Genomic DNA, 13,401 nt, shown 5'->3' with positions numbered 1-13,401 from the left:
GCCCTCGGGCCCGTCGGACCTCAGTAGCTGGGCAGGGTCCGCGGGCCGAGGTCGCCGCGGGCGGGCGGATGGGCGACGCGGACCGTGGCGCTGAGCACGGACAGTCCCTCGGCGGCCACGACGACGGGCTCCAGCGCTACCCCGACTACCTCGGGGTGGTCGTCGACGAGGCGGGAGAGGCGCAGGAGCAGTTCCTCCAGGGCGGGGGTGTCCACGGGGTCGCTGCCGCGCCAGCCGAAGAGCAGCGGGGCCGTGCGGATGGAGCGGATCAGGCTCGCCGCGTCCTTGTCCGTGGCGGGAACCAGCCGGTGGGCGGTGTCGCCGAGGAGTTCGGAGGCGACCCCGGCGAGTCCGAAGGACAGGACGGCTCCGGCGGCGGGGTCGATGACGGAGCGGATGACGGTGTCGACGCCCCGGGGGACCATCGACTGGACCACGGGGAGCAGCTCCTGCGGTTTGCCCAGCGCGTGGGTGAGCTCCTCGTACGAGCGGCGCAGCTCGGCCTCGGTGGTGAGGTCGAGGCGGACTCCGCCGAGGTCGGCGCGGTGGCGCAGGTGCGGGGCGGTGGTCTTCAGTGCGACGGGGTAGCCGAGGACCTGGGCGGCCCGGACCGCGGCGTCGGGGCTCGGGGCCGGGAGCGTGGAGAGCACCCGGATCCCGTAGCGGGCGAGCAGCTCGCGGGCATCGGGGTCGTCCAGGGTGGCCACCTGCTCCTCCCCCACCCCGGCCAGCAGGCGGGAGAGCTGCCCGGCGGCGCCGCTCTCGTCGATGTCCTCGAACTCGGGCACCTGCCCGACCTCGGCGATGCCCCGGCGCCACTGCCCGTAGCGGACGGCTTCGGCGACGGCCTTGACGGCCCGCTCGGCGGCGGGGTAGCTGGGGATCCGGGCGGTTCCGGGAGCGGGCACGGCCGTGTTCCCCGCAGCGTCGGACGCCGGCTCCGGCCGGAAGGGCGCGGCCGGGGCCGCGGGCGCGGTGACGGGCACGGAGGCGGGCGGGGCGTCGGCGCCGCGCCCGGCATCGGCCCCGGCCAGGGCCGCCAGGGCCGTCGCGGGCGTCGGCAGCGTCGCGGGCAGGGCGTTCGCGAACTGCGTCGCGGCGGTCGGCGCCGTGGCCGCCGAGAGCGCCTCCGCGAGGGCTCCCAGTTCCACGTGGACCACGGCGACCGGCTTGCCGGGGTGCGCGGCGGCGGCCGCCCGCAGGGCCTCGGCCAGATCGTCGGCGAGCGCGTGCTCGCTCACCCAGGGGATCGCGGTGACGACGACGGCGTCGGTGTCCGGCGAGGCCAGCGCGGCGCAGACGGCCGTACGGAAGTCCTCCGGCGAGGCGGCCGTGGTCAGGTCGAGCGGCGGCAGCGGCCGCAGCCCTTCCGTCAGGCAGGCGTCGTAGGTGAGCACGCCGAGCGATTCGGAGTTGCCGAGGATGGCCACCCGCGGCCCGGCCGGTACGGGCTGCGAGGCCAGCAGCAGGCCCACGTCCACCAGCTCGGTCACCGTGTCGACCCGGATGACGCCCGCCTGCCGCAGCAGCTCCGAGACGGTCGCCTCGGGCAGCCGGGTGCCGGGGACCACGTGTCCGGCGGGGGTGTGCCGGCCGCCCCTGGCGACGACCACCGGCTTGACGGCCGCGGTGCGCCGGGCGAGCCGGGTGAACTTCCTCGGGTTGCCCAGGGTCTCCAGGTACATGAGTGCGACGTCGGTGGCCTCGTCGTCGTACCAGTACTGGAGGATGTCGTTGCCGGAGACGTCGGCCCGGTTCCCGGCGGAGACGAAGGAGGACAGTCCCTCCCCGCGCCGCAGCAGCCCGGAGAGCAGTGCGATGCCGATCGCCCCGGACTGGGTGAAGAGGCCTACCCGTCCCCGCGCGGGGGCCGGAGCGGGGGCCAGGGAGGCGTTCAGCTCCACCTCGGGGGCCGTGTTGATCACCCCGAAGGCGTTCGGTCCGATCAGCCGCATCCCGTAGGAGCGCACCTGCCGCACCAGTTCGCGCTGGCGGGCCATGCCCTCGGCCCCGCTCTCCCCGTATCCGGCGGACAGGACGACCAGGCCCTGCACCCCGTGTTCTCCGCAGGCCGCGACCGCGTCCGGGACCCGGTCCGCCGGGACCGCGATGACGGCGAGGTCGACCGGGGCGCCGACGGCGCCGAGCGTGGGGTAGGCCCGTACGCCGTCGAGCAGATCGCGGGTGACCGCCTCGTTGACGGCGTAGAGGTGGCCGTGGAAGCCGCTGTCGCGCAGGTTGCGCAGGGCCGCCGCACCCACGCCCGCGAGGGAGCGGCTGACTCCGATCACCGCCACCGATCCGGGGGACAGCAGCCGCTGGACGGAGCGGGCCTCGGCGCGCTGCTCGCGGGCGCGCTGGACGGCGAGGGACTCGGCGGTCGGTTCGAGGTCGAGGGTGAGGTGGACGGAGCCGTCTTCGAAGCTGCGCTTCTGCTGGTAGCCGGCGTCGGTGAACACCTTGATCATCTTGCCGTTGGCGGGCAGCACCTCGGCCGCGAAGCGGCGGATCCCGCGTTCGCGGGCGACCGCGCCGATGTGTTCGAGCAGGGCGGAGGCGACTCCGCGCCCCTGGTGGGCGTCCTGGACGAGGAAGGCGACCTCGGCCTCGTCGGAGGGTCCGGTGGCCGAGCGGCCGTCGGCGTCGATCCGGTCGTAGCGGACGGTGGCGATGAACTCGCCGCCGATCGTCGCGGCGAGGCCGACCCGGTCCACGTAGTCGTGGTGCGTGAAGCGGTGCACGTCGCGGTCGGAGAGCCGGGGGTAGGGGGCGAAGAACCGGTAGTACTTGGACTCGTCCGAGACCTGCTCGTAGAAGCTGACCAGCCGGCCCGCGTCTTCGGTGGTGATGGGCCGGATCCGGGCGGTCCCGCCGTCCCGAAGGACGACGTCGGCTTCCCAGTGGTCCGGGTACGAGGGGTCGGACTCGGTCGTCATGGGGTCACCTTAAGGCGCGAACGCGTCGAGTGGCCTGGGCGCGGCGCATCGGGCAAGCTGACTCGAATCAGGGCAAGCTGGGGTAGGTCGAACGGCGGGAAAGTCGGGCCGAAGGTCGGTTCGACCATTCCGGACGTCGTGAGAGACTGGTCTAGACAACCGTAAGAACCTGAAGGGCATCACCATGGCAGAGCGCCGCGTCAACGTCGGCTGGGCCGAGGGCCTGCACGCTCGTCCCGCCTCGATCTTCGTCCGCGCGACGACCGCTTCCGGCGTCCCGGTGACCATCGCGAAGGCCGGCGGCGACCCCGTCAACGCCGCCTCCATGCTGGCGGTTCTGGGCCTGGGCGCCCAGGGCGGCGAGGAGATCGTCCTCTCGTCCGACGCCGATGGCGCCGAGGCCGCACTGGACCGCCTCGCGAAGCTGGTCGCCGAGGGCCTCGAGGAGCTCCCCGAGACCGTCTGACCCCTTCGGGTTCGACCCGCAGGACTCGCAGGATCCGCAGGACTTGCACGGCGAAGCCGTTGCCCCCGACCACCACGACGGTCGAGGGCAACGGCTTCGCTGCTTTCGGGGCCCCGGCCGGGGCCGGACGGAATACCCGCATCCATTCCTGCGCACTCCATTCCGGCGGCAGGAATTCCGGCCATAAAAGCCGTACGGGACACCCGGGCGCGCGGGCCCGATTACCCGGCCCGGATATCCCCCCTTTGTATACGCCGTTTGTTAATGCGGAACGCTTGCCGTGTTTACGGCAGGTTGCAAAGTCCTCACGCGCAGCCGGTGCGCCCCCGCCGCCCGGTCCACGTGCACCGCGGTCAGCGCCCGGGCCCGCTCGGCGTCGCCCCGGGCCACCGCGTCCACGATCGCGCCGTGCTCCGCCCAGGACTCCACGGGCCGCACCGGGGCCTCCACCACGTACATCCAGGCCACCTTGTGACGCATCTGGGTGAGCAGTGCGATGAGCCCGGGGCTGCCAGAGGCCTGGGAGAGCGTCTCGTGGAACCAGCCGCCCAGGGAGCGCAGATCCTCCCCCTGCCCCCTCCTGGCCCGCTCCTGCCCCAGCCTGACCAGGCCGCGCAGCACCTTCAGGTGGGCCTCGCTGCGCCGCCGGGCCGCCCGGGCGGCCGCGAGGGGCTCCAGGAGCATCCGCAGCTCCAGGAGGTCGGCCGCCTCCTGCGCGGTCGGCTCGGCCACGCAGGCGCCCGCGTGCCGGCGGGTGGTCACGAACCCCTCGGACTCCAGCGTGCGCAGCGCCTCGCGCACGGGGACGCGCGAGACCCCGTACCGGCGGGCCAGCACTTCCTCGGTCAGCCGGGCGCCGGGCCCGAACACCCCGGAGACGATGTCGTCGCGGATCGCTGTGCATACCGTGTGCGCGGGAATACGCAAGACCGGACCTCCGCCTTTTTCGTATGGCTGTGCGCGTTGCGACTCTATTGCAACACACGATAATTTCCGAGGACGGCCTGAAATACGAAACATTCACACAACGCGGGGCACGGAGCACGACAAAAGCCCCGGCTCTCAGAGAGCCGGGGCCTTCGCGGAAGACGTGTGGTGCGTGGCGAGCGGGTCAGACGCTGACGCCGTGCGAGCGCAGGTACGTGAGCGGGTTGATGTCCGAACCGTAGTCGGCGCCGGTGCGGGCCTCGAAGTGCAGGTGCGGACCGCTGGAGTTGCCGGTGGAGCCCGACAGGCCGATCTGCTGGCCCGGGGTGACCTGCTGGCCGACGGAGACGTTCAGCGAGGACATGTGCCCGTACTGGGTGTACGTGCCGTCGGCGTGCTTGATGACGACGTTGTTGCCGTACGCGCCGCCCCAGCCCGCCTCGACCACGGTACCCAGGCCGACCGCGTGCACGGAGGTGCCGGAGGAGGCGTGGAAGTCGATGCCGGTGTGGCTGCCGGAGGACCACATGCCGCCGCCCGCGTGGTACTGCGTGCTGACGTAGGAGCCGTCGATCGGCGAGACGAAGGTGTTGAGGCGCTTGCGCTCCTCTTCGCGGGCGGCGCGCTCGGCGGCCTCGCGCTCGGCCTTCGCCTGGGCTTCGGCCTTCGCCTTGGCCTCGGCGGCGCGCTGCTTGGCGTCGGCCTCGGCCTGCGCCTTGGCGGCGGCGGCCTCGGCGGCCCGCTGCTGGGACTGGGCCTGGGCCTCGACGTCACCGGCGAGCTCGTCGGCCACCACGATGGTGTTGAGGGTGCCGGTGTCCTCGATGGAGGGCGAGTGGTCCGCGGCGAACGCGGGACCGGCGAGGGAGCCGACGACACCAGTGGTGGCGAGGGCGGCTATGCCGGCGTAGCCGGCGGTCCTGCGGCTGAGACGGCTCGAACCACGGTGCTTGCCGGAACCGGAACCGGCTGCACGACTGCCAAACGCCATGAAGAGGTTGATCCTTTCCTTCCCTCTCGCCTACCGGGTTAGCTGACGGGTTCGGAGCAGGAAGGTCTCCTACGGGCCCCCTCTTGCGAGGCGGTCCGATTCACCCCAGGGACACAAGTGGGTCCCCGGCTCCCCAGGCTCGCGCCTGACGGGGACTCGGCGATCGCTGTCCGGTGCCGCGGGTGCGGCGGTTACAACTGACGAACAGCACGGCCGACGCTAGGCGGATCATCAGTCAATCGCCAAACAGACGCGCCCTTTTGTTGCGTACGCCACACCGCATACAAGCAACCACACCACTAAAGGGAAAATAAGGACAAAAGGGGCCCCGGCGGACAAGCCGCCGGAGCCCCTTGAGCGGCGGGCCAGTTGACGGCCCGCCGGACATCAGCCGGAGATCAACTGACGATCAGTTGGTGACCACGGTCACTTCGCCGATGCCGAGCGCCCGTACGGGCTCCTCGATCTGCGAGGCGTCGCCCACCAGGACCGTGACCAGACGGTCCACCGGGAAGGCGCTCACGACCGCCGAAGTGGCCTCCACCGTGCCGGTTTCGGCGAGCCGCGCGTACAACTGCGCCTGGTAGTCGTCCGGCAGCTCCTGCTCGACCTGGTCGGCGAGCGTGCCCGCCACGGAGGCCGCCGTCTCGAACTTCAGCGGGGCCACCCCCACCAAGTTCTGCACGGCCACGTCCCGTTCGGCGTCGGTCAGACCGCCCTCCGCGAGGGTGCGCAGCACCGTCCAGAGGTCGTCCAGGGCCGGGCCGGTGTTCGGGGTGTCCACCGAGCCGCTGATGGCGAGCATCGAGGCGCCCTTGCCGTCGGCGGTGGAGCGCAGCACCTGGCCGAAGGCGCGCACGCCGTACGTGTACCCCTTCTCCTCGCGCAGCACCTTGTCCAGCCGGGAGGTGAGCGTGCCGCCCAGGCAGTACGTGCCGAGCACCTGGGGCGCCCAGACCCGGTCGTGCCGGTCGGCCCCGATGCGGCCGATCAGCAGCTGCGTCTGGACCGCGCCGGGGCGGTCCACGATGACCACGCGGCCCGTGTCGTCGGCGGTGATCGGCGCAACCGCGCGCGGGGCGGTGGTGTCACCGGTCCACGCGCCCAGGGTGTCGGCCAGGACGGCGTCCAGGTCGATGCCGGTCAGGTCGCCCACGACCACCGCGGTGGCGGTCGCGGGGCGCACGTGGGCCTCGTAGAAGGCGCGTACGGCCGCGGAGTCGATGCGGGCGACCGTCTCCTCGGTGCCCTGGCGCGGGCGCGACATCCGCAGCGACGCCGGGAAGAGCTCCTTCGAGAGCTGCTTCGCGGCGCGGCGCTGCGGGTTGGCGCTCTCGTGCGGGATCTCGTCGAGCCGGTTGCGCACCAGGCGGTCGACCTCGGCGTCGGCGAAGGCCGGCGCGCGCAGGGCCTCGGCGACCAGCCCCAGCGCCTTGTGCAGGCGGGAGGCCGGAACCTCCAGGGAGACCCGCAGGCCCGGGTGGTCGGCGTGCGCGTCGAGGGTGGCGCCGCAGCGCTCCAGCTCGGCGGCGAACTCCTCGGCGGAACGCTTGTCGGTGCCCTCGGACAGGGCGCGCACCATGATCGTGGCCACCCCGTCGAGGCCCTCGGGCTCCGCGTCGAGCGGGGCGGCGAGGTTGATCTCGACCGCGACCACCTGCTGGCCCGGACGCTGGCAGCGCAGCAGGGTCAGGCCGTTGGCCAGGACCCCGCGCTCGGGGGCCGGGAAGGCCCACGGCTGCGGTTCGCCGGCCTCGGGGCGCGGGTGGAAGGTCATCGTGACGGCTGCGGTGTCGGCTGCGGTGTCGGCTGCGGTGTCGCTCACTGCTCCGCCCCCTCGTTCTGGTCGCTCGCGTCGGTCTCTTCGATGTCATCCGCGGCGATCGGCTCGTAGACGAGCACCGCACGGTTGTCCGGGCGCAGTCGGGCCGCGGCCACGGCCTGCACCTCCTCGGCGGTGATGTCGAGGACGCGCTGGACGGCGGTCAGCGCGAGCTGCGGGTCGCCGAACAGCACCGCGAAGCGGCACAGTTCGTCGGCGCGGCCGGCCACCGTGCTCAGCCGGTCCAGCCACTCTCGCTCCAGCTGGGCCTGCGCGCGCTCCATCTCCTCGGCCGTCGGGCCCTCGGCGGCGAACCGCGCGAGCTCCTCGTCGACGGCCGCCTCGATGGCGGGCACCTCGACCCCGCTGGAGGTCTTGACGTCCAGCCAGCCCAGCGAGGGCGCGCCGGCGAGGCGCAGCATGCCGAAACCGGCCGCGACGGCGCTCTGGTCGCGGCGCACCAGGCGGTTGTGGAGCCGGGAGGACTCGCCGCTGCCCAGGACGGTCAGCGCCACGTCGGCGGCGTCGCACTCGCGGGTGCCGTCGTGCGGGAGCCGGTAGGCCGCCATCAGCGCACGGGCCGGTACCTCCTCGACGATCTCCTCGCGCAGCTGCCCGCCCATGATCTCGGGCAGCGAGCCGTCGCGCGGCGGCTGCTTGCCGTCGTGCCCGGGGATCGTGCCGAAGTACTTCTCGACCCAGGCGAGCGTCTTCTCGGGGTCGATGTCGCCGACGACCGAGAGCACCGCGTTGTTGGGCGCGTAGTACGTACGGAAGAACGCGCGCGCGTCCTCCAGGGACGCGGCGTCCAGATCGGCCATGGAGCCGATCGGGGTGTGGTGGTACGGGTGGCCCTCCGGGTAGGCCAGGGCCGTCAGCTTCTCGAAGGCCGTGCCGTACGGGACGTTGTCGTACCGCTGGCGGCGCTCGTTCTTGACGACGTCGCGCTGGTTCTCCATGGACTCGTCGTCCAGGGCGGCCAGCAGCGAGCCCATCCGGTCCGCCTCCAGCCACAGCGCGAGCTCCAGCTGGTGGGTCGGCATCGTCTCGAAGTAGTTGGTCCGCTCGAAGCTGGTGGTTCCGTTGAGGGAACCGCCGGCTCCCTGGACCAGTTCGAAGTGGCCGTTGCCGGAGACGTTCTTCGAGCCCTGGAACATCAGGTGCTCGAAGAGGTGAGCCAGGCCCGTACGTCCCTTGACTTCGTGGCGCGAGCCGACGTCGTACCAGAGGCAGACCGCGGCGACCGGGGTCAGGTGGTCCTCGGACAGCACCACGCGCAGGCCGTTGGCCAGCCGGTGCTCGGTCGCTGTGAGGCCGCCGGAGCCGGCGTGAGCTGTGGCCGTGTGACCCATGGGCATGTGGTCCCTTCGATCGCGATGCAGAGATTCCTGTCAGACCTGCCACTGTATGCAAGCGTGTCGGCAGGCGGAGAAGTTCCCGGCCCAGTCCTGGGTCGGAGTCGGCGTTGTCGGTGCCTCGGGCCACAATGGTCCGCGTCACCCCTGTCCGAAACCGCTCGTCCGCCCGTACCCGCCCCGCCCCAGTCCCGTACCCGCCCCACCCCGTGAGAGCTCAGCTCATCCCGATTCTTGGTTAAGGAGCCGCGCAGCGATGGCCCGCCGCAGCACGAAGACCCCGCCGCCGGAGGATTTCGAGGAGAAGATCCTCGACATCGACGTCGTCGACGAAATGCAGGGCTCCTTCCTCGAGTACGCGTACTCGGTGATCTACTCCCGCGCCCTGCCCGACGCCCGCGACGGCATGAAGCCGGTGCACCGGCGCATCGTCTACCAGATGAACGAGATGGGCCTGCGCCCCGACCGCGGCTACGTGAAGTGCGCCCGGGTCGTCGGCGAGGTCATGGGCAAGCTGCACCCGCACGGCGACGCGTCGATCTACGACGCCCTCGTGCGCATGGCGCAGCCCTTCTCCATGCGGCTCCCGCTGGTCGACGGCCACGGCAACTTCGGCTCGCTCGGCAACGACGACCCGCCCGCCGCGATGCGGTACACCGAGTCGAAGATGGCCGACGCCGCCTCGCTGATGACGGACGGGATCGACGAGGACACCGTCGACTTCGCCGCGAACTACGACGGCCAGGAGCGCGAGCCGGTCGTCCTTCCCGCCGCCTACCCGAACCTGCTGGTCAACGGCGCGTCCGGGATCGCGGTGGGCATGGCCACCAACATGGCCCCGCACAACCTCGGCGAGGTCATCGCGGCCGCCCGCCACCTGATCCGCTACCCGGAGGCGGACCTGGAAGCGCTGATGCGCTTCGTACCGGGTCCCGACCTGCCCACCGGCGGCCGGATCGTGGGCCTCTCGGGCATCAAGGACGCCTACGAGAACGGCCGCGGCACCTTCAAGATCCGTGCCACGGTGGCCCTGGAGGACGTGACCCCGCGCCGCAAGGGGCTGGTCGTCACCGAACTGCCCTTCACGGTCGGCCCCGAGAAGGTCATCGCGAAGATCAAGGACCTGGTCGGCTCGAAGAAGCTCCAGGGCATCGCGGACGTCAAGGACCTCACCGACCGCTCGCACGGCCTGCGCCTGGTCATCGAGATCAAGAACGGCTTCCACCCCGAGGCCGTGCTGGAGCAGCTGTACAAGCTGACGCCGATGGAGGAGACCTTCGGCATCAACAACGTCGCGCTGGTCGACGGGCAGCCGCTGACGCTGGGCCTCAAGGAGCTGCTGGAGGTCTACCTCGACCACCGCTTCGAGGTCGTGCGCCGGCGCAGCGAGTTCCGCCGCGGCAAGCGGCAGGGCCGCCTGCACCTGGTCGAGGGCCTGCTGGTGGCCCTGCTCGACATCGACGAGGTCATCCGGATCATCCGGGACAGCGACAACTCCGCGCAGGCCAAGGAGCGCCTGATGGAGCGCTTCTCCCTGAGCGAGATCCAGACCCAGTACATCCTGGACACCCCGCTGCGCCGCCTCACCCGCTTCGACCGGATCGAGCTGGAGTCCGAGCGCGACCGCCTCGCCGGCGAGATCGACGAGCTGACCGGGATCCTGGATTCCGACAGCGAGCTGCGCAAGCTGGTCTCGGCGGAACTGGCCGCGGTGTCGAAGAAGTTCGGCACGGAGCGCCGTACGGTGCTGCTGGAGTCGGCGGGAACGGCCGTCGCGGCGGTCCCCCTGGAGGTCGAGGACACCCCCTGCCGGGTGCTGCTGTCCTCCACCGGGCTGCTCGCCCGCACGCCGAACGCCGAGCCGCTTGCCGAGGAGGAGGGCGGAGCGCGCGCCAAGCACGACCTGATCGTCTCGCAGGTCGCGGCGACCGCGCGGGCCGAGATCGGCGTGGTCACCTCGTACGGCCGGCTCCTGCGGCTGTCGGTGATCGACCTGCCGCAGCTGCCCGACACCCACGCCGCGCCGAACCTGGCGGGCGGCGCCCCGGTCTCGGAGTTCCTCTCCGGACTGGAGGGCGACGAGAAGGTCGTCTGCCTGACCTCGCTGGACGAGTCGGGGCAGGGGCTGGCGCTCGGTACCGAACAGGGCGTGGTCAAGCGGGTCGTGCCGGACTATCCGGCCAACAAGGACGAGCTGGAGGTCATCACCCTCAAGGACGGTGACCGGATCATCGGGGCGGTCGAGCTGCGCACGGGCGAGGAGGACCTGGTCTTCATCACCGACGACGCCCAGCTCCTGCGCTACCCGGCGGGCCAGGTCCGCCCGCAGGGCCGCCCCGCGGGCGGCATGGCGGGCATCAAGCTCGCGGACGGCGCCAAGGTGATCCACTTCTCGGCGGTGGACCCGGCGCGCGAGGCCGTGGTGTTCACGGTGGCGGGCTCGCACGGGACGCTGGACGATTCGATGCAGTCCGGGAAGCTGACCCCGTTCGACCAGTATCCGCGCAAGGGCCGGGCCACCGGCGGCGTGCGCTGCCAGCGGTTCCTGAAGGGCGAGGACATCCTGCTCCTGGCCTGGGCGGGCGCATCCCCGGTCCGCGCGGCCGCGGCGAACGGCACCCCGGCCCTGCTGCCGGCCGTCGACCCGCGCCGGGACGGCTCGGGCACGGCGCTGCCGGCCGTGGTCGGGGCGCTGGCGGGGGCCGTGCTGTAGGAGGTTGCAGGTCATTCGGGTGGTACTGCCGTGACGACGGAGCGGACGTACCACCCGAATGGCGACTAGTGTTTTCCCTCTTGGCACTGGTGGGTGGGGCGGGGAGACAGAGAAGTGACGAGTCTTCGGTCGGGCGGATCGATCAGGGACTGGGCTGAGGCCCAGCGCCGAACGCAGCAGATGCAGTACGAGCCCGGACCCCCCGCACCCGGACCCGCCGTGCTGGGCAACCGGCGGGAGCAGGCGACCGAACGGCAGCATCACGAGGGCGAGGCACGTCGGCGGTCCGCACAGCTCGACGCCGAAGTCGACGCCCTCCGGGGCCTGCTGGTCGCGGGGTGCCGAACGCCGGCGTTCCGGATGTCCACCCTGATCCGACCGGAGCGGCCGGAGCCGTTCGATCCCGGCCATCTCGCGCACCCTGTACCGATGCCGCGCATCGACCAGTTCGAGCAGCAGAGCGCCGGGTGGACTCTCGGCTCGGGCCAGCGGGCGCAGGCGGAGCGGGACGCGCACGCCCGGTACACCCGGGCCTGGCAGGCCGCGCACTCCGCGGAAGCACAGCGGCAGCAGCAACTGGCGGCGTGCCAGCAGCAGTACGACGTATGGGCGGCGGACCAGATCGCCGGGATCCGGGCGCACAACCGCGGGCTCGACGAGCTGAGTCGGCAACTGCGGGCCGGAGACCCGGAGGCTGTGGTGGAGTACTTCTCGGCCGCCCTCTTCGCCTCCACCGCCTGGCCCGAGGCCCTGCCGAGGCAGGTGGCGGCCGCGTACGACAGGGCCGCGCGCCAGCTGGTGCTGGACTGGGAGCTGCCCAGCTACGCGGTCGTGCCCGAAGCCAGGTCGGTCCAGTACCTGCCGAGCACTGGCCAGTACAAGGTGAAGCCCCGCCCGGCCACAGAACGCCGGGGGCTGTACCGGGACGTGCTGGCGCAGTGCCTGCTGCTGGTGGTGCGCGAGGTGTACGCGGCGGACGAGTTCGCGGTGGTGGACTCGGTCGTGGTGAACGGCCTCGTGGACTCCCACGATCCGGTGACGGGACAGGACGCGCAGTTCGTACTCGCCACCGTGCAGGCCGGCCGCTCCGCTTTCTCCGGGCTGCGCCTGGAGCAGGTCAGTGCGGCGGACTGCCTGGTCGAGGGCTTGCGCGGCCAGTTGTCGGCGCGACCCGACCAGCTGACCGCGGTCCGGCCCGGGCGCCGGCCCGAGGAGGTCGGCACGGTGGTCAGCCACGGCGGGCACGCGGAGGAGCCGGATCTCTTCTCCATGGACCCGATCGTCTTCGAGAACCTGGTGGCCGAACTGTTCCGGGCCATGGGCATGGAGGCGGTGACCACCCAGCGGTCGGGTGACGGCGGCGTGGACGTCGAGGCGCTGGACCCGACGCCGATCCGGGGCGGCCGGATCGTGGTGCAGGTCAAGCGCTACCGGAACACGGTCCCGCCGACGGCCGTGCGGGACCTGTACGGAACGGTCCAGGACCGCGGGGCGAACAAGGGTGTCCTGGTCACCACCGCTGGCTTCGGGCCCACCTCGTACGCCTTCATCGAGGACAAGCCTCTGGAATTGGTCGACGGGGCCGTACTCGTGGACCTGCTGCACCAGCACGGACTGCGCGGACGCCTCGGCGGGGGCCCCACGGCGGCCCCCGTGCCCGCGCAGCGAACGGCCGGGCCGGCCCTCCCCGCCGAGTACAACGTGCTGGGCATGTCCTGGGCCGGTTCGGTCGCGCTGGACGTGTGCGCGCTGGTCTGCGAAGGCAACCGGGTGCTGAGCGAGGACCACTTCGTGTTCTTCAACAACCCCGGCAGTCCGGAGGGTTCGGTACGTACCCACGCGCACTCGGCGCCGGACAAGGCCGCTCTGCTGGTCGCCTTCGAAGAGCTGCCGCAGCAGGCCGACCGGCTGGTCATCGTCGCCGCGGTCGACCCGGAAGCCAATCCGGACGCCGACCTGGCCGGCTTCACGGATGCCCGGATCCGGCTGCTGGACACCAGGGGCGGGGAGCTCGGCCAGTTGGAGGTCTCCGACGGCCGGGCCGGCGAAACCGCCCTGGTTCTCGGTTCCTTCCGGCGTCGCCCGAGTGGCGACTGGGACTTCGTCATCGGTGGCAAGGGCTACCCGGGCGGGCTGGAGCCCCTGCTCGGCGACTTCGGCGTCGAGGTCGCCTGACTCCGCACGGGGCGGC

General features: G+C 72.0%; 8 protein-coding genes and 1 riboswitch. Of the genes, 3 read left to right on the top strand and 5 right to left on the bottom strand.

The annotated features are described in order from the left end of the window. Window positions 1–20 precede the first annotated feature (20 nt). A complete protein-coding gene (locus tag ACFWNV_RS00355) occupies window positions 21–2,936 on the bottom strand; it encodes a GNAT family N-acetyltransferase (protein WP_383938075.1) in 2,916 nt (971 codons plus the stop codon). Between the two features lie 184 nt (window positions 2,937–3,120). Here ACFWNV_RS00355 and ACFWNV_RS00350 point away from each other — a divergent pair, with 184 nt between their 5' ends. Next, entirely contained in the window at window positions 3,121–3,402 is a 282-nt protein-coding gene (locus ACFWNV_RS00350) for an HPr family phosphocarrier protein (RefSeq protein WP_383938072.1), read from the top strand. Between the two features lie 261 nt (window positions 3,403–3,663). Here the strand turns inward: ACFWNV_RS00350 and ACFWNV_RS00345 are convergent, their stop codons facing one another. The 4 genes from ACFWNV_RS00345 to ACFWNV_RS00330 all read right to left on the bottom strand — a co-directional run bounded on the left by ACFWNV_RS00345 (window position 3,664) and on the right by ACFWNV_RS00330 (window position 8,500). Further along, window positions 3,664–4,329 (bottom strand): GntR family transcriptional regulator, encoded by a 666-nt coding sequence (locus ACFWNV_RS00345; protein WP_383938069.1) that lies wholly within the window; start codon window positions 4,327–4,329, stop codon window positions 3,664–3,666. A 184-nt stretch (window positions 4,330–4,513) separates the two neighbouring features. Then, the gene (locus ACFWNV_RS00340; protein WP_383938066.1) at window positions 4,514–5,320 is read right to left on the bottom strand and encodes a M23 family metallopeptidase; all 807 of its coding nucleotides are present in this window, start codon (window positions 5,318–5,320) and stop codon (window positions 4,514–4,516) included. A 12-nt stretch (window positions 5,321–5,332) separates the two neighbouring features. Then, a riboswitch (cyclic di-AMP (ydaO/yuaA leader) is annotated at window positions 5,333–5,492 on the bottom strand. A gap of 237 nt (window positions 5,493–5,729) precedes the next feature. After that, a complete protein-coding gene (locus tag ACFWNV_RS00335; protein WP_383938397.1) occupies window positions 5,730–7,097 on the bottom strand; it encodes a M16 family metallopeptidase in 1,368 nt (455 codons plus the stop codon). A gap of 44 nt (window positions 7,098–7,141) precedes the next feature. After that, window positions 7,142–8,500 carry a M16 family metallopeptidase gene (locus tag ACFWNV_RS00330; RefSeq protein WP_383938063.1) on the bottom strand — a complete coding sequence of 453 codons (1,359 nt, stop codon included), beginning with the start codon at window positions 8,498–8,500 and terminating at the stop codon, window positions 7,142–7,144. A gap of 253 nt (window positions 8,501–8,753) precedes the next feature. Between ACFWNV_RS00330 and ACFWNV_RS00325 the strand changes: the two genes are divergently transcribed. Next, window positions 8,754–11,210 (top strand): DNA topoisomerase (ATP-hydrolyzing) subunit A, encoded by a 2,457-nt coding sequence (locus ACFWNV_RS00325; protein WP_383938060.1) that lies wholly within the window; start codon window positions 8,754–8,756, stop codon window positions 11,208–11,210. A gap of 180 nt (window positions 11,211–11,390) precedes the next feature. After that, window positions 11,391–13,385, top strand: a complete 1,995-nt coding sequence (locus ACFWNV_RS00320; RefSeq protein ID WP_383938394.1) for a restriction endonuclease — start codon at window positions 11,391–11,393, stop codon at window positions 13,383–13,385. Window positions 13,386–13,401 lie beyond the last annotated feature (16 nt).

This window comes from Streptomyces sp. NPDC058401, assembly GCF_042722885.1.
Taxonomy (GTDB): domain Bacteria; phylum Actinomycetota; class Actinomycetes; order Streptomycetales; family Streptomycetaceae; genus Streptomyces.
The sequence above is the reverse complement of the archived record's forward strand: the minus strand, read 5'-3'. Positions and strand labels throughout refer to the sequence as shown.

What these genes read in the sequence shown, in the direction of transcription:
- ACFWNV_RS00355 (WP_383938075.1), bottom strand. Translation starts at nt 2,936, where the DNA reads ATGACGACCGAGTCCGACCCCTCGTACCCGGACCACTGGGAAGCCGAC.
- ACFWNV_RS00350 (WP_383938072.1), top strand. Translation starts at nt 3,121, where the DNA reads ATGGCAGAGCGCCGCGTCAACGTCGGCTGGGCCGAGGGCCTGCACGCT.
- ACFWNV_RS00340 (WP_383938066.1), bottom strand. Translation starts at nt 5,320, where the DNA reads ATGGCGTTTGGCAGTCGTGCAGCCGGTTCCGGTTCCGGCAAGCACCGT.
- ACFWNV_RS00335 (WP_383938397.1), bottom strand. Translation starts at nt 7,097, where the DNA reads ATGACCTTCCACCCGCGCCCCGAGGCCGGCGAACCGCAGCCGTGGGCC.
- ACFWNV_RS00330 (WP_383938063.1), bottom strand. Translation starts at nt 8,500, where the DNA reads ATGCCCATGGGTCACACGGCCACAGCTCACGCCGGCTCCGGCGGCCTC.
- ACFWNV_RS00325 (WP_383938060.1), top strand. Translation starts at nt 8,754, where the DNA reads ATGGCCCGCCGCAGCACGAAGACCCCGCCGCCGGAGGATTTCGAGGAG.
- ACFWNV_RS00320 (WP_383938394.1), top strand. Translation starts at nt 11,391, where the DNA reads ATGCAGTACGAGCCCGGACCCCCCGCACCCGGACCCGCCGTGCTGGGC.